The sequence below is a fragment of the Pseudomonas sp. JL27(2026) genome (assembly GCF_056933555.1).
The window spans coordinates 2,851,971-2,869,995 of record NZ_CM167794.1 but is presented as its reverse complement, the minus strand read 5'-3'; the positions used below and the strand labels follow the sequence as shown (position 1 = coordinate 2,869,995).

At 57.3% G+C, this 18,025-nt stretch carries 16 protein-coding genes; 11 read left to right on the top strand and 5 right to left on the bottom strand.

Annotation, left to right across the window (positions count from 1 at the left end; translation table 11 throughout):
• Positions 1-99 precede the first annotated feature (99 nt).
• The 3 genes from AC1Z1G_RS13025 (at position 100) to AC1Z1G_RS13015 (ending at position 3,476) form a co-directional block, all read left to right on the top strand.
• Positions 100-1,383 (top strand): glycosyltransferase, encoded by a 1,284-nt coding sequence (locus AC1Z1G_RS13025; protein ID WP_483627510.1) that lies wholly within the window; start codon positions 100-102, stop codon positions 1,381-1,383.
• Between the two features lie 179 nt (positions 1,384-1,562).
• Positions 1,563-2,417 (top strand): phosphatidylinositol-specific phospholipase C domain-containing protein, encoded by an 855-nt coding sequence (locus AC1Z1G_RS13020; RefSeq protein WP_347906032.1) that lies wholly within the window; start codon positions 1,563-1,565, stop codon positions 2,415-2,417.
• 192 nt (positions 2,418-2,609) lie between these two features.
• The gene (locus tag AC1Z1G_RS13015) at positions 2,610-3,476 is read left to right on the top strand and encodes a phosphatidylinositol-specific phospholipase C domain-containing protein (protein WP_483627508.1); all 867 of its coding nucleotides are present in this window, start codon (positions 2,610-2,612) and stop codon (positions 3,474-3,476) included.
• Between the two features lie 110 nt (positions 3,477-3,586).
• Here AC1Z1G_RS13015 and AC1Z1G_RS13010 read toward each other — a convergent pair whose 3' ends face one another.
• Positions 3,587-4,888: an OprD family porin gene (locus tag AC1Z1G_RS13010; RefSeq protein ID WP_483627506.1), complete on the bottom strand. Its 1,302-nt coding sequence runs from the start codon at positions 4,886-4,888 to the stop codon at positions 3,587-3,589.
• Positions 4,889-5,260: 372 nt separating this feature from the next.
• Between AC1Z1G_RS13010 and AC1Z1G_RS13005 the strand changes: the two genes are divergently transcribed.
• From AC1Z1G_RS13005 to AC1Z1G_RS12990, 4 genes are all read left to right on the top strand, one after another.
• A complete protein-coding gene (locus AC1Z1G_RS13005; RefSeq protein WP_483627504.1) occupies positions 5,261-7,333 on the top strand; it encodes a type VI secretion system Vgr family protein in 2,073 nt (690 codons plus the stop codon).
• Positions 7,330-8,178: a DUF4123 domain-containing protein gene (locus tag AC1Z1G_RS13000; protein WP_483627502.1), complete on the top strand. Its 849-nt coding sequence runs from the start codon at positions 7,330-7,332 to the stop codon at positions 8,176-8,178. Before AC1Z1G_RS13005 ends, AC1Z1G_RS13000 begins: the two co-directional genes overlap by 4 nt.
• Positions 8,179-8,312: 134 nt before the next feature.
• Complete coding sequence (locus AC1Z1G_RS12995; RefSeq protein WP_483627500.1) at positions 8,313-9,116, top strand: hypothetical protein; 804 nt, start codon at positions 8,313-8,315, stop codon at positions 9,114-9,116.
• An 11-nt stretch (positions 9,117-9,127) separates the two neighbouring features.
• On the top strand, positions 9,128-11,263 hold the full coding sequence (locus AC1Z1G_RS12990) for a lipase family protein (protein WP_483627498.1): 2,136 nt from the start codon (positions 9,128-9,130) through the stop codon (positions 11,261-11,263).
• 149 nt (positions 11,264-11,412) lie between these two features.
• Here AC1Z1G_RS12990 and AC1Z1G_RS12985 read toward each other — a convergent pair whose 3' ends face one another.
• Positions 11,413-11,682: a DUF1652 domain-containing protein gene (locus tag AC1Z1G_RS12985; protein ID WP_483627496.1), complete on the bottom strand. Its 270-nt coding sequence runs from the start codon at positions 11,680-11,682 to the stop codon at positions 11,413-11,415.
• Between the two features lie 464 nt (positions 11,683-12,146).
• Between AC1Z1G_RS12985 and eco the strand changes: the two genes are divergently transcribed.
• The 3 genes from eco to AC1Z1G_RS12970 are packed head-to-tail and all read left to right on the top strand — an operon-like array spanning position 12,147 to position 13,349.
• Positions 12,147-12,629 (top strand): serine protease inhibitor ecotin, encoded by a 483-nt coding sequence (eco, locus tag AC1Z1G_RS12980; protein ID WP_483627495.1) that lies wholly within the window; start codon positions 12,147-12,149, stop codon positions 12,627-12,629.
• A gap of 24 nt (positions 12,630-12,653) precedes the next feature.
• Complete coding sequence (locus AC1Z1G_RS12975; protein ID WP_483627493.1) at positions 12,654-12,959, top strand: NIPSNAP family protein; 306 nt, start codon at positions 12,654-12,656, stop codon at positions 12,957-12,959.
• Positions 12,960-13,013: 54 nt separating this feature from the next.
• A complete protein-coding gene (locus tag AC1Z1G_RS12970) occupies positions 13,014-13,349 on the top strand; it encodes a DUF2834 domain-containing protein (RefSeq protein WP_483627492.1) in 336 nt (111 codons plus the stop codon).
• Positions 13,350-13,391: 42 nt separating this feature from the next.
• Here AC1Z1G_RS12970 and AC1Z1G_RS12965 read toward each other — a convergent pair whose 3' ends face one another.
• Positions 13,392-14,978 (bottom strand): RimK family protein, encoded by a 1,587-nt coding sequence (locus AC1Z1G_RS12965; protein ID WP_483627490.1) that lies wholly within the window; start codon positions 14,976-14,978, stop codon positions 13,392-13,394.
• A 92-nt stretch (positions 14,979-15,070) separates the two neighbouring features.
• On the opposite strand from AC1Z1G_RS12965, the gene rimI reads away from it, so the two are divergent.
• Complete coding sequence (gene rimI / locus AC1Z1G_RS12960; RefSeq protein ID WP_483627488.1) at positions 15,071-16,168, top strand: ribosomal protein S18-alanine N-acetyltransferase; 1,098 nt, start codon at positions 15,071-15,073, stop codon at positions 16,166-16,168.
• Between the two features lie 61 nt (positions 16,169-16,229).
• Here rimI and AC1Z1G_RS12955 read toward each other — a convergent pair whose 3' ends face one another.
• Positions 16,230-17,381 carry a PQQ-dependent sugar dehydrogenase gene (locus tag AC1Z1G_RS12955; RefSeq protein ID WP_483627486.1) on the bottom strand — a complete coding sequence of 384 codons (1,152 nt, stop codon included), beginning with the start codon at positions 17,379-17,381 and terminating at the stop codon, positions 16,230-16,232.
• Positions 17,382-17,433: 52 nt separating this feature from the next.
• The gene (locus tag AC1Z1G_RS12950) at positions 17,434-17,811 is read right to left on the bottom strand and encodes a hypothetical protein (protein WP_483627484.1); all 378 of its coding nucleotides are present in this window, start codon (positions 17,809-17,811) and stop codon (positions 17,434-17,436) included.
• Positions 17,812-18,025: the final 214 nt, after the last annotated feature.

Below are 18,025 nucleotides of genomic sequence, written 5' to 3'. Positions count from 1 at the left end.
CGCAAACTTCCAGCCAATAAGGCCTCCAGCCGGCAGACAGCCTCGTCTCTGTGGTTTAATTGCGCCCTTTTCGTGCGCCCGCCTCCAAGGAACCGTTTTATGAGTCAGCCTGCAACCAAAGTCCTGGTCATTGGTTACGTCTGGCCCGAGCCGTGCTCTTCTGCCGCCAGCGGGCATGTCATGCAGATTCTCGAGACCTTTTTGCAGCAAGGCTGGGACATCACGTTCAGCAGCCCGGCCGGTATCGGCGAACACAAGGCTGACCTGGTTTCCATGGGCATTCGTGAGTGCGCCATCGAACTCAACAACAGCAGTTTCGATACATTCATCAGTGAACTTGCCCCCGATATCGTGCTGTTCGATCAGTTCATGATGGAAGAGCAATTTGGCTGGCGCGTGGAGAAACACTGCCCTGATGCCCTGCGGGTACTGGAAACCTCCGACCTGCAAAGCCTGCGGCATGCCCGCCATCAGCGGCTCAAGGATCACTTGAAAACCAACGATGACCCGGATGATTTCAGCACACTCTTTGCCCCGGCATTGCGTGAAGAATTCGAGCACATGGCCGAAACGGATCTGGCCAAGCGGGAGATCGCCGCGCTCTATCGTTGCGACCTGAACCTGATGATCTCCGAGGTGGAAATAGAGTTGCTGGTTGAGCAATTCAAACTGCCACGCGCCCTGCTGCACTGGTGCCCGCTGATGCTCGATGCCGTGCCAGAGCAGTTCGTGCCGTTTGAGGCGCGTGCACACTTTCTCAGTATCGGCAACTTTCGCCATGCGCCGAACTGGGATGCCGTGCTCTGGATGAAAACCACGGTCTGGCCGCTGATTCGCCAGCAACTTCCTGGGGCGCAACTGCACATTTACGGCGCGTATACGCCGCCCAAGGCCACCGCCCTGCACAACGCGGCGCAAGGCTTTCATGTCATGAACTGGGCCGAAGACGCGCTGCAAGTGATGTCGGGCGCACGGGTCTGCCTGGCCCCCCTGCGTTTTGGCGCGGGCATCAAAGGCAAACTCTTCGACGCAATGCTCTGTGGAACACCAAACGTAACCACGCCAGTGGGGGCCGAAGGCATGCACGGCGGCCTGCCTTGGGCGGGGGCGATAGCCACGTCGGCCAGCGCCATGGCACACGCCGCTGTTGAACTTTACTCAGACAAGACCCGCTGGGAGCAGGCTCAACACGCCGGTACACAATTACTGACCACCCATTACCAGAGAAACATTCATGGTCCTGCACTGGTGGACAGAATCAATAGTTGCCGTCTGAACATGAAACAACTACGGCGCGATAATTTTACGGGAAGTATGTTGCGTCACCACCACCATAAAAGCACTCAATACATGGCACAGTGGATTGAAGCGAAAAACCGCTAACGCCGAGACACCCTTAACAGCACAAAAACAACGCACCAACTTCACGGCACCGAGAATAACTCTTTCTCGGCATGTCCACCCATTGCCCAGCTCACTGTTTCTTATTATAAATACCTGACACTCGCCGTACTGTAGGCGAGTGTTTCCACCACCCATTTATAATCTGGACTTTGATAAGCATGACTAATACTAATTATCGCGCCACCCGTAACTGGATGAGTTCTTCCCCCGGCATCAACACATTGACCATAGATCAAATCATCTGGCCAGGCGCTCATAATTCAGGGATGGACTGGGGGCTTTCCCAACCTCTCTACGACTCCGTAATTTCAAACTGGGTCTTGTGTCAGAACCAGGATTTCCTCTGGCAATTGAGAAACGGTGCCAGGGCCTTGGACCTCAGGTTTGTCAATACCCGATCAGGCTTCAGGACCTTCCATGGACACGTTCTGGGTCGCTCCCTGGATGAACTTGTCTCAGCGGTGAATACTTTTCTGAATGAAAACCCTGATGAATTCATTATTCTTGACCTCCACCAACTCGAAGGAACTGGAGACGTCAACTTCGACTACAAAGGTTTCAGCCAACAATTGCTATCAGGATTAGAGCCCAGGCTGATCCCTTGGAAAAACCAGCGATGGACCGTGCAACAACTGAAAGCCAACAAGCAACGCCGCGTGATCGCTGCCGCCTCTTATCACCCGGACCTTGATGAACGTTATTTCTGGGCCGGCATACGCCATGAGTGGGCAGGTCAGGCCATCGTTAATACCGCTGACATCAGCCAGCATATCGGGAATGTACTGAAGCGCCCTCCAGCCTATGGGCCGTGGTCGTTATCCGTCACGAGCTACACCGTGCTCAAAGGTCCAACCAAACTGACAAAAGAACTTAACGATTGGTTCTTTCCCGGCGGCGGACTTATTGAGTACGCGAGTATTATCAATGTCGATTTTTTTGATGAGAGCGAGATCGTGACGTACTGCGCGATAGCCACTGATCGCGTCGCCGAGCATCAAGCCCTGCGTTCATAAGCACCAAAGCCCCCGTACATACTTCCATGACGTTAAGAATATTCGATGCCATGTATTGGCCATCTATATGCAGATATTTCAACAACTTGATAATTCGAGGAATGCCAATACTCTTTCAGATACGTTAATCACGAAATCTTTCGACTGTCCCCGTCACGGATGACAAGGGGCGTTAAAAAACAGGGAGTCACCATGACGCAAACAACGACAGGACACATCAACAAACAGGGTTGGATGGGGGAAGTGCTCAATGTTGATGCCATGAAACTCACCGACATTATCTGGCCCAGCGCGCACAACTGTGGCATGGACAAGAAGGCCCCCAACTACGATGTGGCCACCGGTAACTGGACCACCTGCCAGAACGACTCTTTTTCCTGGCAGCTGTCCCATGGCGCACGGGTATTCGATATTCGCCTGGGCTACAAACGCGGTTGGGACCAGGACATTTTCTACTTCCATCACAATGGCCACGAATCTCACCGGGTACTGGAAGAACTGATCGACGCCACGTTGGGTTTTCTCGCTCAACACTCCACCGAGTTCATCATTCTGGACTTTCACCAGTTGGGTGACGGTGACAAGCCATTTAACTACATGGCCTTCAACGAACTCCTTGTTCGCCGGCTCGGCTCCCGAGTCATACCGCAGGCCAACACAGACAAGTCCATCGCAGAGTTGAAACGTATCAGCCCCGTGCAAAGAATAATAATGAGAGCGCCTGCCTCACGGGACCTCAACGAAGATTACTTCGGGTACAAGATCCCGCATAAATGGAGCGGCCAGACGTTCACCGATGCCGATGACCTGAAAGCTCACATATCCCGCACTCTGGACGCTGCTCACTCCGCATCGGGTCTGTGGTCTTTGTCGGCAACGAGTTTTACCTTTCTGGGCGGTCCCGTTGACATAAAAAAACACATCAACGACTGGTTCCACTCCTCCCTCAACTGGATTACGCGGTGCAGTATCATCAACACCGACTTCATCGATGAGTCCGAGATTGTTCGCTACTGCTGGATTGGGAGCAGCATAAAAGGCGCCTACATCCGAAACTGATGAACTGCTGAGCCCTTGACGCGTGAATCTCCCGAGTCTTTGTTTGACGTGTGCGCACGCTGTGTCAGCCTCGACCCGAACGCGCGGCTCAGCCCTGAAGTTTTCGTCGGTCACAACACCGAAAAGTTGTAACTCACGATCAACCGGGTCTCATCCACGTCCCGGGCGAACTTCTCGTAGTTGGTGCGGTAGGTCGCGTTGCGCAAACGCAGGCTGACGTCCTTGAAGGTGCCACTCTGCACCACGTACTTGAGTTCGCTGTCACGTTCCCATTCCCGACCTTCCTGGTCGCTGCCCGGCACTTTGATGTGATCGCCGTTCACGTATCGGGTCAGGAAGCTCAGGCCATTGAGGCCGATGGCCTTGAAATCGTAGTCGTAACGCAGTTGCCAGGAGCGTTCCTGTGCGGCGGCGAAGTCGTTGACCTGCACGTAGTTGACCAGGTACGGATTGCTGCCATCCAGGTACGGCATCGAGTTGTCGCCGGTCATGCGCTGCCAGCCGGCACTGAAAGTGTGACCGCTGATGGCGTAAGCGAGCATGCCGCTCAATGCGCGGTTGTCGATCGAGCCTGCACGCGCGGCGCCGCTGTCAGCACTTTTAAGCAGTCGCAGGTCAGCCTTCAACACGCCATCACCCAGCGGCTGGTTGCCCAGCAAGCCAATGAAATGCTGACGGTAGATGTCTTCCAGTTCCGCGTAGTGGTACTGCGCAGTCAGGCGCTCGTTGACCTTGTAATCCAGACCATACGTGTCGAAGTGTTCAGCCGTGACATTGCAGGCGTAACGCTTGTTCTTGCAGTGCACGCGGATGTCCTGGGAGTCAGTGGAATCCCGGGCGGTGTATTTGTCCAGGCGAGCGGCCGTGAACGTCAGGTCCTTGAACTCTTTGGACGTCAGCAGTGCGCCGTTGAACATAGTCGGCAGCAAACGGCCGTCGTTGTACTTGAGCAACGGCAAGTCCGGCAGCAGCGCACCGTATTTCAAGACGCTTTGCGAGACGCGGGCCTTGGCCGTCAAGCCCAACTTGGCGTACTGATCTTTCGAACCGCGCGGGTTCTGGCCGCTGGACGGCAGCAGGCCACTGTTGCTGCTGTCGGCACTGGAATCGAGTTTCAACCCGAGCATGCCCAACGCGTCAATACCAAAACCCACAGTGCCTTCGGTGTAACCCGATTGCAGGTTGAAAATAAAGCCTTGGGCCGACTCTTCACGCTTGGACGCGCCTTGATCGTTGGCGGTATGGCCGTCACGAAAATCCCGGTTGAAATACACCGTGCGCGACTCAATCCTGGCGGTGCTGTCTTCGATAAAACCGCTGGCCTGAGCCTGGCCGGCAACGCTTGTGCACAGAACAACGGCACCGATCGCCAAGGACAGGCGCGGTGTGGAGAGGGAAAACGGGGGACGCATTAACAAAAGCTCCAACAGTGAATCTTTACCGTGGGGCAAACAGCCCACACAAAAAGCACTCATCCGGCGAATACCGCTCGCCAGGATGACAGGTTCATTCAGGGGTGATCGCCAATGATGGCAGAAGGCTTTTACGTGCCACAGGCGACTTTAGTCTGAACATGACTGCCCATTCTCGGTGTCGGTACGCCGGGCAGTCCGTGAATGCGGCGCAGTGTTTGCCCCGAGCCCGCCGTTTGAAGGCCTCTCGTGCGTCTCTAGGGGTTTTCCCTATACCTGCCAAGGCCCGTGCATACGGCATTTGCGCCTTGAACCTGTCGGTTTAATCCTGCACCATCGGGCCCAGCTTTTTCAAAGGACGGAATTAAAGGCATGCTGGATGCTAACGCAACCCATATCACGCTCACCCTCGAAGGCATTTCTGCGGACCTTCAGGTTCTCAGTTTCATTGGTCGCGAAGCCCTTAATCAGCCGTTTTGCTTTGACATCGAACTGGTCAGTGCCCGCCCGGACCTGAAACTCGAAGAGCTGTTGCACAAACCGGCCTGCCTGACGTTCGGCGCGACCGGCAAAGGCGTCATCCATGGCCTGGTCTACCGCATCGCCCAAGGTGACTCGGGCAAGAGCCTGACCCGCTACAGCATCAGCCTCACGCCCCAACTCAACTACCTGCGTCATAACCATGACCAGCAGATTTTCCAGCACCTGACGGTGCCCAAGATTATCGCCCAGGTCCTTGAGGCGCGCGGCATATTGGCCAACGCGTACAGCTTCCAGCTCAATGCCGTTTACCCCGAACGCGTCTACTGCGTGCAATACGACGAGTCCGACCTGCATTTCATCCAGCGCCTGTGTGAAGAAGAAGGCATTCACTTCCACTTCCAGCACAGCAGCAGCGGCCACACTCTGGTGTTCGGCGACGACCAGACAGTGTTCCGCAAACTCGCGCCCGTGACCTACCAGCAAGACTCCGGCATGGCGGCGGAAAAACCGGTCATCAAGCGCTTCAACCTGCGCCTGGAAACCCGCACCAGTCGTGTTAGCCGCCGCGATTACGATTTCGAAAAGCCACGCATCCTTCCCGAAGGTGCGGCCAAAAGCGAGTTCCTGCCAGACCTGGAAGACTACGACTACCCCGGCCGCTTCACCGACCGCGAACGCGGTAAGCAATTGGCGACCCGCGCCCTGGAACGCCATCGCAGCGACTACCAATTGGCCGAAGGCAAAAGCGACGAGCCGACCCTGGTCAGTGGCCATTTCCTGGCCCTGAGCGAACACCCGCGCGCTGAATGGAACGACTTGTGGCTGTTGCTGGAAGTCATCCACGAAGGCAAGCAGCCGCAGGTGCTCGGCGAACTGGTCACCAGTGACGTCACCCAGAACAAGGATGACTTTCACCAGGGTTATCGCAACCGCTTCCTTGCCACGCCTTGGGACGCGCATTTCCGACCGGCCCTAGAACACCCGAAGCCCAAAGTGCTGGGCAGCCAGACCGCCGTTGTCACCGGCCCCAAGGGCGAAGAGATCCATTGCGATCAGTACGGTCGGATCAAGGTGCAGTTTCACTGGGACCGCGACGGCCAGGCCGATGACAAAACCAGTTGCTGGTTGCGCGTGGCCAGCGGTTGGGCCGGCAGTGCCTACGGCGGCATCGCTATCCCGCGCATCGGCATGGAAGTGCTGGTGACGTTCCTTGAAGGCGACCCCGACCAGCCACTGGTGACCGGTTGCCTGTTCCACAAGGAAAACGTTGTTCCTTACGAACTGCCGGCGAACAAGACCCGCAGCCTGTTCAAGACCCTCAGCTCACCGGGCGGCAAGGGCTACAACGAGTTTCGTATCGAAGACAAGAAAGGTGCAGAACAGATTTACCTGCACGCCCAGCGCGACTGGGATGAAAACATCGAGCACGATCAGAAAATCCGCGTCGGCAATGAACGTCACGACACGGTCGAGAAAAATGCCTTCAGTGAATTCAAAGCTGAAGAACACCGCATCACCCACGCCGACCGCAAGACCGAAACCCGCGCCAGCGATCACCTGAGCGTCGGTGTGACCCGGCACGTGAACATCGGCACGGCGCAGTTCGTCGAAGCGGGTCAGGAAATCCACTATCACGCTGGCGAAAAAGTCGTCGTCGAAGGCGGCATGGAGCTGACGGCCAAGGCCGGCGGCAGTTTCGTCAAGGTCGACGCTGGTGGTGTGACCATCAGCGGCGCCACGGTCAAGGTCAATTCCGGCGGCGCACCGGGTGCCGGCAGCGGCATCCAGATCCTTGATCCGCTAATCCCGTGGGCCGCCGCCAAGGACAAGCCCGGCGCCCTGCTCGCCCCCGCGGCCGTGCAAATGGCCCTGGCGAAGAAGGCCCGGGCTGCCGGCGACATTCGCTGCCCGATTTGCGAAGCCTGCCGTGAAGGCAAGTGCGACCTGGGTGCGACGGCATGAGTGACCTCCTCAACGACTGGCTCGACCAGCAAGCACACTTGAACCGCACCCTGGTGCTGGTACTCGACAGCCTCGCGGAGCCCAACCCGGTGACCAGCTTGTACAGCGCCGAGTTGATGCAGCGCTCGGTCCAGCTGTACCGACGCACCCCCTACGCCGAGTTTTCCGCCATCAGCCCCTGGCTGAGCGAACTGCATGACCCTGACGCCCATGCCTTCAGGGCCCTGCTCGATGACCCACAGCGACACTGGGGCTGGATCGCCAGCATGGACAAGGCTGATCTCGACGCCGTGACCCAGCATTGGCAAGCACGAATGGTGATCGACGAAGGTGGCAACCGCTCGCTGTTCCGCTTCCAGGACAACCGCGTTATCGCCCGATGCCTGGCCAGCCTGACGACGGCGGAAGTTCCGTTGCTGCTCGGCCCTTTCAGCAGCGTGTTGTACTGGGCCGAGCCGCAATGGAAAAGCACCGACAACCCTCGACCGGGCATCTACCCCGTATCCCATCCGGCACCTTGGTTGCGTACGCCTGAAACCGCCGAGCGCTCACGCAGCATCCTGCGTGACAACCTCAAGCGCTGGTTGCTGGTCTACCACCTCGAGGCGGTCACGCAGTTGAGCGACACCCGCAACGTCAGCGAGTGGCTGGAAGAACAGATCGACCTGCTCGACGCCTGGCAATGGAATACCCCCGAACAACGGGAGTGCATGCTCCGTCTGCGGCTCGATCCCCAGTGCGCTGCCGACATTGCATGGTTGGCGCTACCTGGCGAAACACCGCCGCAGCATTTCGAGCGCTGCCAGCGGATGTTCGAACCCGAACCAGACCAGCAAGACGCGTGAGGGTATCAGGCGTTTTTTCGCCTGCGCGGGCGCGGGTGAACTCATGGGGCCCGCGAGTGGGCTGCCTCTTACCCCCATGCCCGATGGATGTGACTGTGCCGCCGCCCCCCACTGCACCGTATAAGGACTTCACCATGCACATTCAACCTGTCCTCGCCGGCATGGTCCGAGCCCTGGTCATCGTACTGGGCACTCTGGGCGCGACCGCCTGCTCGGTTGCCCAGCCCGAGAGCTTCACGCTGGTTACCGAACTCCCACCCGGTTTCAGCTTCAAGGGTGAAGCGACTTATGCGCCACGCACCGGTGAAACCTGCACCGTCCCGCCACGCGAAGGAAAACACTTCCCAGGCCTGAAATTTTTTGAGCAACCATTCAACGCCGATGCGCAAACTGCCTCTTTCACGGTGCCGTTGACGGATGAGGCCGGAGGCTGCCCATTGGTCCTGCGCAGTTTCGAATACAACCTGCAAGGCAGCTATGGGCCTAAACCGACCAATGTCGGCGGTGATTACGCTAGCCTATCTTTCCACGATCGCCCGCCTGAACACACGACTGCCTTCCCCGCCAGTGGCACCCAAGTCATTCAGGGACAGTGCCAATGGCTGTTCCGGACGATGGGCCCCTACCGATACATCGTGAAAATCCTCAAATGCCGGGCCGCGGACGAAAGCGGGCAAATGCTTGATGCCATGGCCGGTGCCGCACTGGCGCGGGACGCGTTGCCTGGCAAAACCGTCAAAATGGTGTTCGCGCTTTCAGACAAGGAAAAGCCTTTTTACAAAGGCTGGTGGATAGAAACACCTAAAGGCTGGAAAGCGTGCACCGGGCTTTGGGGCACCCCGAATGAAGAGCTGTGCAAAGCCCCCTATCAATTCATCGAATCTTTCAAAATGCCGGATGGACGTGACTGCTCCGTCTATCCGAACTGCACTGAATAAGGACATCGCCCATGGCACTCAAGGAATCCGAAAAGCCAATGCTGTGTGAGCAATCCACGCCGTGCCCATTACGTGGCGACTGGGTCAGCTTCCAGTTGGTGGATGAGCTGGGGAGCGGAAAACCTTATGCGGGTCTTCCGTATGTCCTCATCGACAGCGTCAACCAACAACATGTCGGCGTGTTGGACGGCGACGGCTATGCAAAGGTTTATGACCACTACGAAGGGCCGGTCATCCTTCAGATCAACTCGGACTACACCGGCTCAGAGCAACTGTACTCGCGGCTTATTGCCCGGGAAAACTACCCGCTCCCCATCAAAGAGATCCAGGTCCGGGCCGAAAACACCCGTTTTGTTCGCAAGGACGGGACCCGCGTAGACAACAACCCGGCGCGCAAAAACGCCGACCAGTTCTTCCAGGTTGAAGTCAGGAACTTCGTCGAACACGGTGCGCACTTGCCCCCCCGTTCTTCCTGTAAGCATCCACCGAACTACAGCTTACTCAAAGCCATGGGGGACATCGGCTTCGACCCTGAAGCGAGCACACTCTGGGGAGTCGCGTTACAACCCAACAAACGCACGGTGATGGAGGTCCGCCCATTACGCGCGTTCCGGCCGATGCTGTCCAGAGACAACGCCTTCAGTGCTTTGAACCTCTATCAGTTGGCGCTCATGGCCACCTTCAGCTACAGCGACTTCGGCCAGCAGCCCGAGAAGCCGGAAGATGCCGTGAGTTTCCCTCTGGACCCCAGCGTCGGCTTTATGTTTGGTAACGGGCTGGCAAGCTTTCAGGAAACCTGGAAAGTCGACAAGAGTCAGACCACCCCTTATTACCCGCTCTATGAAGACGTGCCCTACTCCAAACGTTTCGAAATTCTTCCATTCGATCCGTTGCAGTACAAGCAAAACAAGATTGGCCTGGGTGAAAAGCAGGATCACCCCGCCAAGTTGCACTTCTTCGACGATGCAAAAGCCAAGGACGGAACCAATACCCAGGCTTTCATTACCCACCACGACGAGATCATTCTTATCTCGGTACGCGGTACGGCCGAAATCCCCGACTTTTTGCGAGATGCCGATGCAGAGCAAGTGCCGTTCGCGGAGGGGGTGGGCACCGCTCACAAGGGTTTCTACAACGCCTACAAAGCGATGAGTGCATTTGTGACGCGCTACCTCTCGCAATTCTACTCAGGGCAAAAAGTGGTGATCTGCGGGCACAGCCTGGGCGGTGCAATCGCCACATTGCTGGCCGAAGCCCTGCGCCGTGATGCGACTCAGAAGTACGACATTCTTCTCTACACCTTTGGCTCCCCGCGGGCCGGTGACCAGGTGTTCGTCAAAGGGGCGGCCGAGCTGGTGCATCACCGCATGGTCAACAATAATGATCCGATCCCAAGCTTGCCCGCCCCCTGGATGAACACGCGCACCAATGTCTGGCTGCCGGGGCTGGTCTTGAGCTTTGTCACGTTGCCGTATGTCGGCATGCTGATTTTTGCCGCGGGACTGGCCAAATTCGGTGATAGCGATTACGAACATCACGGCGCGCTGCAACACTTCATGCCGGTTCACTTCAAGGGGCGAGACCAATCGGCTGTGCTCTGGAGCCCTGGTTGCGACTCGATCGAAGAAGCGGCGTGCTCCATTGCCCTGAAAAAGCAGGGCGACTTGCCGGACCGGGACAATTTCATCAAGCAGCTGTTTCAGTTCAGCAATCACAAGATGGTTGACTCCTACATCCCGAACGCATGGGCCACCCTGCGACGTTGGCAGCAAACCCAGGAGACCGGCACCACGGTGATCACCAAGACTGAGTACGATCAGGTGTACAACCAGTTGAACGACATGCAGGCAAGGTTGAAGGAAAAACGCTCCGAACTGACTTACGGTTTGTCCGGCCTCGAACAGCAGGATCGCCAACGGACAATCAGCGCACTGGACCGCGAGTTCAAGAAACTGGATGAATCGCGCCAGCGCCTCAGCACCTTGTTCCACCGCACCCTGACCCTCGCAGATGTGTATGGCTCGGCCGCACAGTCACCAGAGCTTACGCCCGGCATAGAACGCTGGATGGCGAAAAAGGAAAACACCGTGGAGGTGCAACTCGCGATGATTCCTCAGCAAGGCGCGACTGAACTGAGAATGGCGTAAACCTGAACGCTTGTTGAACTTAACCCTGCCACGTTCACCACTGAGTAGCGGTATCGCGTCATGTAGTGAACGATGATCACCGAAGTTACGCTTGGCCTGGCACTCATCCAGACCAAGCGCTCATTGGTCGAATTAACTGAAACGACTGCTTAATGGGGCTTCGAGCGTGAAACCACAGGATGGCTCGCGACATTGTGTTCAAGGTCGTGACGTAACTCGGCAATCAGTTCGCTGATCTCGCGACAGCCATTGAGGCTGTTGGCGTTGATGCCTGTGACCAGCAAGTCCAGACGATCGGTTTCGCGGTCACCATAGACCTTCACGGTCATGGATAAATCAGGCGATAAGGTGCATTGGCAGCGTTTGGGTAAAAAACTGCTTTCAATAATATTGCGCAGTTCCAAGGCAGATAAAAACATGACGACCCTCTCCTTAATATGAGACTGCCAATCAATGGATGTACCGAGTCGGTCCTGTCAGTGTTCGCGAGTGCGTTCTGTCGATACGCAGGACCGCTTCGACTCAAGACCTGACTCTGTTCTGTCCCCACAAGCTGCTGACCCGCGTGCAACGCGTGCACTGTTTTCATTGCACAAGCCACTCACTCCTACGCCTGAACGCGGTGCCTTTCAAGCCTTTCCTGACGCGGTGCACTGCACCAGAACACAGCATGAAACATGCCTGGTATTTCGCCCGGTTACCTGTCGCCAAATCAATGATTTAACGCACGGGAGCCCATGCAAAATGCGACAACGACTGCTGCCTTCCCCTGCAATTTGCCTGTGTCGCTCAACCGGTTTGCATTACACCGCGCAGGACAGTAAAAATGCTCGGCAACGCGAAGCCGTCATTCGCCGACCGATCATCCGAGCAAGGAGGCCTCATGCGCTCACTTCCCTTTACGACCACCATGGCGCTGTTGGCATCGGGTCTGTCGACCCTGGTTCACGCCGCAAAACTCGAAGACGTTGCGCCGTACCCCAAAGCTGAAAGCGGCTTTACCCGTCAAGTCATCCACCTCCCGCAGCAAACAAGGGAAGACAACTACCAGGTCGAGATTCTCGCAGGCAAAACCCTGAACGTGGATTGCAACCGTCAGCGGTTGGGGGGCGTTCTTGACGAAAAAAACCTGGAAGGCTGGGGTTACCCGTTTTACCGGCTGGAAAAAGTCATCGGCCCTATGAGCACCCTGATGGCCTGCCCAGACGGCAAGAGCAAACAGGACTTCGTGCCGGTGGTCGGTAATGGCTTCATGCTGCGCTACAACAGCAAATTGCCCATCGTGGTCTATGTGCCCAAGGACGTCGAAGTCCGTTACCGGATCTGGTCAGCTTCCGACAAAATCGAAAAATCCCGCCAGGAATAAACCTGCCCCTCAGGAGCGCCGCGCTTGATTACCTGTCACGTCAAATATGTGATCGATCCCTATCAACTGAGCGAGTTTGAAACGTATGCGAAAGCCTGGCTCGGCGCTGTCGAACGCTTGGGTGGGACACACCATGGCTACTTCCTGCCATCCGAGGGGGCGAGCAATATTGCTTACTGCCTGTTCAGCTTTCCTTCACTGGCAGACTACGAAAGCTACCGCCACATCGCCATGACCGACCCGGAGTGCTCGGCGCTGGTGGCCTCGGTGGTGGAGAAAAAATTCATCCTCAGCTACGAGCGCACGTTTCTGCGCCCGTTGCTCGCCTGACACTCATGCCCAGGCGCCGCTCACTGCGGCGCGCTCGGCAAAAGGAAGGAAACCATGAAGTCTGTCGCACTCCCCTTGATCGCCCTGCTCGCCTTCACCGGCTACACCGTTTCCGTCATGTTGTCTGCCGAGCAGTCGCTGATCGACTTTGGCATCAGCCTGATGTCCCGCCCCGATACCGCCCAGGTGGTAATCGACCTTTACCTGCTGGCCACCCTGGCCGGTGTATGGATGTACAAGGATGCTCGCAGCCGCGGCCAATCAGCGCTTTCAGTGCTGCCGTACCTGCTGGTCACCGCGGTATTTGTCTCCATTGGCCCGTTGCTGTACCTGGTGGTGCGCGGGCTGCGCAGCCCAAAATCCAGCGTGGTTTCCTCGCCGCAGGTTTGATTCAGCCCCCCATCGGGTTGCCGGATGCAAGCGGCCCGGGCCTCACCAGGCCTGGCCGCGGCGCTTGAGTTCCAACCGGCGCACGAACTCTTCAAGCACCAGCGAATACAGGTCGTCCTGCAACCAGGCATCCTCGATGCCGGCGTCCATGTTCGGGTTGTCGTTGACCTCAATCACCACCACCTTGTCGCCGGATTGCTTGAGGTCGACGCCGTACAAGCCATCACCGATCAGGTTGGCGGTTTTCACGGCCAGTTCGACCACCGCCCGTGGCGCTTCATGAACAGCCAACGTGCGGCATTCGCCGTTGATGTCCTGACCTTTGGCCTTGTGGTTGTAGATCTGCCAATGGCCCTTGGACATGAAATATTGGCAGGCAAAAATCGGTTTGCGGTTCAAGACGCCAATGCGCCAGTCGTATTCGGTGTAGAAAAACTCCTGGGCCAGCAGCAACACCGAGTGTTCGAACAGTTCAGCAGTGGCCTCCAGTAGTGCTTGCTGACTTTCCACCTTGATCACGCCACGGGAGAAACAGCCGTCGGGGATTTTCAACACCAGCGGAAAGCCCAGGCGCTCGCCCACCCGCTCGAAATCCTCCGGTCGTTCCTTGTAGAGAATTTCGGTGGCGGGCATGCCCAGTTGGTGACTTTTTAGCAGGTCGGTCAGGTAGACCTTATTGGTGCAACGCAGGATGGACGTGGGATCGTCCATCACCACCAACCCTTCGCTTTCAGCCTTTTTCGCGAAACGGTAAGTATGGTTGTCGACACTGGTGGTCTCGCGGATCAGCAGCCCGTCGTATTCGGCGATGCGTGCGTAATCCTTGCGCTCGATCAAGTCGACATCAATGCCCAACCCCTTACCGACCCGGACAAAATTCTCCAGGGCCTTGGCGTTGGATGGAGGTAATGCTTCCAGTGGATCGTGAAGAATGGCCAGGTCATATCGGGCCAGACGGCGCGACCTGGGCATACGCCAGATCTTGCGACTGAAACTGTCGAGGGCATTGGCGAACTGATCTTCCTGATCGTCGCGCAATTTATGTAACGCGCCAGACTTTACGCCTTCGATATGCCAACCGTTAGTTCGACGGAAGTCCACTAACAAGATCGGGCATGGAAACACTTCAAATAACTGACGGGCCAGATCCTGCAATGGCTCGATGGTGCTTTTACCGAAATAAAGCGTCAGGGTAAAGCCGTCTGTATCACTGTAGATATGATTACCCAAGGCTTTCTCAAGGGTTTTGTCCAGGTCATCCAGTGCCAGGCCATAGAGGGACTTGCGGGTCAGCTCGCTGATGGTCCGCACCGATGGAATCACCTTGTGACCCCGGGCTTCTGCCAGCAGGGAGCAGTAGTAACCGTGCCCCAGGTACTTGTAGCTGCGGCACAGGTTGATGACCTGAACCCGCTTGCCCGTTGCATTTTCACGGGTTTGCTCAAGGTACTCCTGGGCGGTCACGATGTCTTCGCTGGGGAAGTACGATGCCCAGTCTTCCTTGCGCTCGACAATAATAACCAGCTGACTGGAAGTGCCTGATGAAGGGGATAAATAAGTTGCTGGAGTTATTGCCGTCGGCAATCTTTGCTCGGATACTTCGCGCCAATGACCTTGTACCGCTGACATAGTGATTGATCCGTTGGAGAACAAGACCTTTCCTATTAAGCACGAACTTTTTCGAAAGTCCCGTTTCGTTACGCAACTTTTACGGCGGTCATATGAATCCTGTTTTTCGTCTTTCACAACTCGATGACGTAAAAGCGCTGTTGGCGCTGGAACAGCAATGTTTCACCACCGACCGGCTCAACAGCCGCAATTTTCAGTGGATGATCAACCGTGCCAACGGCCAACTGATCGTTGCCGAAAGCGACGGCCAATTACTGGGCTATGCCGTGGTGCTGTTTCACCGTGGCACTTCGCTGGCGCGCCTGTACTCCATCGCCATCGCGGTGCAGGCCCGTGGCATCGGGCTTGGCAAGCAACTGCTTGAGCGGATCGAGGCCAGCGCACTGGAACATGACTGCGCCTACGTGCGGCTGGAAGTTCGTACCGATAACCCAGCCGCCATCGCGCTGTATGAACGCCACGGTTATAGACGTTTTGCGCTGATTCACGACTATTACCAGGATCACGCCGATGCACTGCGCCTGGAAAAACGTATCCTCCAGCACCGCGACAGTCGCAGCATCAGCGTGCCCTATTACCGGCAAACCACCGATTTCACCTGCGGCCCTGCCTGTCTGTTGATGGCCATGGGGGCACTGCAGCCAGCTCGTCCGCTGGAGCGACGCGAGGAATTACAGCTGTGGCGCGAAGCGACGACGGTGTTCATGACGTCCGGTCATGGCGGTTGCAGCCCTCAAGGGTTGGCACTGGCGGCCTGGCGCAGGGGATTTCGGGTGCGTTTGCAGGTCAGCATTGCCGGCCCGCTGTTTCTCAATGGCGTGCGCGATGCCCATAAAAAAGACGTCATGCGCCTGGTTCACGAAGAGTTCAATACACAATTGCAGCACAGCGACGTCGAGCAGATTCTCGGTGGCCCGCTGGACCTGCCGCGCCTGTTGAGCGAGGGCGGACAGCCCCTGGTGTTGATCAGCAGCTATCGCCTGACCCGTTCCAAGGCGTCTCATTGGGTAATGGTCACCGATTGCGATGAAGATTTCGTCTACTTGCACGACCCGGATGTCGACCACAGCCAGCACCGCCAGCCCATGGACTGCCAGCATGTGCCGGTCAGCCATGCAGAGTTCGACAGGATGTGCCGTTTTGGGCGTGGCAAGCTGAGGGCGGCGGTGGTGGTGTATGCAAAGGCCTGAGCGTTTTTTCTGAACCGCCTCGCGCCTGCTGGCTGAATGATCCGCAGACGCGCGACGTCAGCTACTGCAGGCCGATCTTGAACAACGCGCCATCGTCCTCGTCAGTCAGCACATACAGGTAACCGTCGGGGCCTTGGCGCACGTCCCGAATCCGCGCCTTGAGTTCTCCCAGCAAACGTTCTTCGTGAACCACTTTGCCCCCCTCAAACTGCAAACGAATCAACTCCTGGGAGGCCAGCGCGCCAATAAACAGGTTGTGCTGCCAAGCCTTGAAACGATCACCGTCGTAGAACGCCATGCCGCTGATGCCGGGGGACTTCTCCCAGACATGATGGGGGCCTACGGTGCCTTCGGCGGTTTCGCCGGTGGCTTCCGGTATTGGCTGGCCAGAGTAGTTGATGCCGTGGGTGGCGGTCGGCCAGCCGTAATTCTTGCCACGCTCGATGATGTTCACCTCGTCCCCACCCTTGGGCCCGTGTTCGTTCTCCCAGAGCGTGCCACTCCAGGGATTCAACGCTGCACCTTGGGGATTGCGATGTCCGTAGGACCAGATTTCCGGGCGTACGCCGGGTTGGCCGACAAAGGGGTTATCGTCCGGAACCTTGCCGTCAGGGTAAATCCGTACGACCTTGCCTTGCAGTTTGTCGAGGTCCTGGGCGCTGGCCCGGACATTGTTCTCGCCCAGGGTAATGAACAGATAACCCTCTCGGTCGAACACCAGTCGCGAGCCAAAATGGTTGCCGGTGGAGAGTTTCGGTTCCTGGCGGAAAATCACCGTGAAATCCTTGAGCGCGCTGAGATCTTCACTTAGGCGCCCCCGCCCGACAACGGTACCCGCCTTGTCGCCCTCAGCCCCGCCTTCGGCATAAGACAGATAAACCATGCGGTCCTGCTTGAAGTCCGGGGAAAGCACCACATCGAGCAGTCCGCCCTGCCCTTTGGCCCACACAACGGGTACACCGCTCAAGGGCCCTGAAAGTTTGCCATCTGCTGAAACCCGTCGCAGCCTGCCAGGCCGTTCGGTGACCAGCATGCCTTGTTGATCAGGCAGGAACGCCAATGCCCACGGGTGTTCCAACCCCTTGGTGATCTGCGTGGCAACCAGTGTGCCCTGCTCACTCTGCCATTGCTGGGCAGGCGCCGACCAGGCAGGCGTCACTGCGCCAAACAGCACGCCGGTACACAGGGTTGCCAAGAGAGTTTTACGCAACATTCACAATTCCTTCTGTCGTAGACAGGTGTGACAAGACGAACGTCGTTGCCGTTCAACGATTGTTGCTGTCCGAATCCCGGGGCGGTGTGGTGGGCTGCAATTGAGGTTTGGCTGATCCGGGAGCATGCCCTGTGCGTGGGTAACCGTTGCCGATGCCGCCGTTTTCCAGTGTCGGCGGGCGAGGCACGGGCGCAGTACTTGGCCCGCGAATGAGCGGAGCGTTGGGCTGGGTGCCTTGCATACTGTTGGGATTAGCCCGGCGAATAGGGCTGTTGTAGGGATTGTCGGCGCTACCCGGCAGGTTTTGCGCCATGAGTGTCGGCTGCCCTGCCACCGACGCCAACATGCCGATGTCGGCGGTGGCCTGCGCCAGCGTCCCGCCCAGACCGCTTAACGCCAGCGCTGTGAAACCGAACACGAACCTGTTCATGGTGGAGCGCCTCCCGAGCCTGCAGATAAGGTCTTCGATAGCACGCTACGCCCAGGGTTAGGCTTTGTTAAGAGATTCCCTCGGCCCAAGATGTAACATTCATTGACTGCAACGCTGAACGGTCGCAAGAAACGGCGCCAATCGTGGTGCTCAGTGTCGAGACACATCACGGCTCATCGAAGGCCGGTGGCAGGACAAACCTGCTGGAAAGGCT

Excerpts from the sequence above, each read along its gene's own strand:
- AC1Z1G_RS13025 (WP_483627510.1), top strand. The coding sequence starts at position 100 with ATGAGTCAGCCTGCAACCAAAGTCCTGGTCATTGGTTACGTCTGGCCC.
- AC1Z1G_RS13020 (WP_347906032.1), top strand. The coding sequence starts at position 1,563 with ATGACTAATACTAATTATCGCGCCACCCGTAACTGGATGAGTTCTTCC.
- AC1Z1G_RS13015 (WP_483627508.1), top strand. The coding sequence starts at position 2,610 with ATGACGCAAACAACGACAGGACACATCAACAAACAGGGTTGGATGGGG.
- AC1Z1G_RS13010 (WP_483627506.1), bottom strand. The coding sequence starts at position 4,888 with ATGCGTCCCCCGTTTTCCCTCTCCACACCGCGCCTGTCCTTGGCGATC.
- AC1Z1G_RS13005 (WP_483627504.1), top strand. The coding sequence starts at position 5,261 with ATGCTGGATGCTAACGCAACCCATATCACGCTCACCCTCGAAGGCATT.
- AC1Z1G_RS13000 (WP_483627502.1), top strand. The coding sequence starts at position 7,330 with ATGAGTGACCTCCTCAACGACTGGCTCGACCAGCAAGCACACTTGAAC.
- AC1Z1G_RS12995 (WP_483627500.1), top strand. The coding sequence starts at position 8,313 with ATGCACATTCAACCTGTCCTCGCCGGCATGGTCCGAGCCCTGGTCATC.
- AC1Z1G_RS12990 (WP_483627498.1), top strand. The coding sequence starts at position 9,128 with ATGGCACTCAAGGAATCCGAAAAGCCAATGCTGTGTGAGCAATCCACG.
- AC1Z1G_RS12985 (WP_483627496.1), bottom strand. The coding sequence starts at position 11,682 with ATGTTTTTATCTGCCTTGGAACTGCGCAATATTATTGAAAGCAGTTTT.
- eco (WP_483627495.1), top strand. The coding sequence starts at position 12,147 with ATGCGCTCACTTCCCTTTACGACCACCATGGCGCTGTTGGCATCGGGT.
- AC1Z1G_RS12970 (WP_483627492.1), top strand. The coding sequence starts at position 13,014 with ATGAAGTCTGTCGCACTCCCCTTGATCGCCCTGCTCGCCTTCACCGGC.
- AC1Z1G_RS12965 (WP_483627490.1), bottom strand. The coding sequence starts at position 14,978 with ATGTCAGCGGTACAAGGTCATTGGCGCGAAGTATCCGAGCAAAGATTG.
- rimI (WP_483627488.1), top strand. The coding sequence starts at position 15,071 with ATGAATCCTGTTTTTCGTCTTTCACAACTCGATGACGTAAAAGCGCTG.
- AC1Z1G_RS12955 (WP_483627486.1), bottom strand. The coding sequence starts at position 17,381 with ATGTTGCGTAAAACTCTCTTGGCAACCCTGTGTACCGGCGTGCTGTTT.
- AC1Z1G_RS12950 (WP_483627484.1), bottom strand. The coding sequence starts at position 17,811 with ATGAACAGGTTCGTGTTCGGTTTCACAGCGCTGGCGTTAAGCGGTCTG.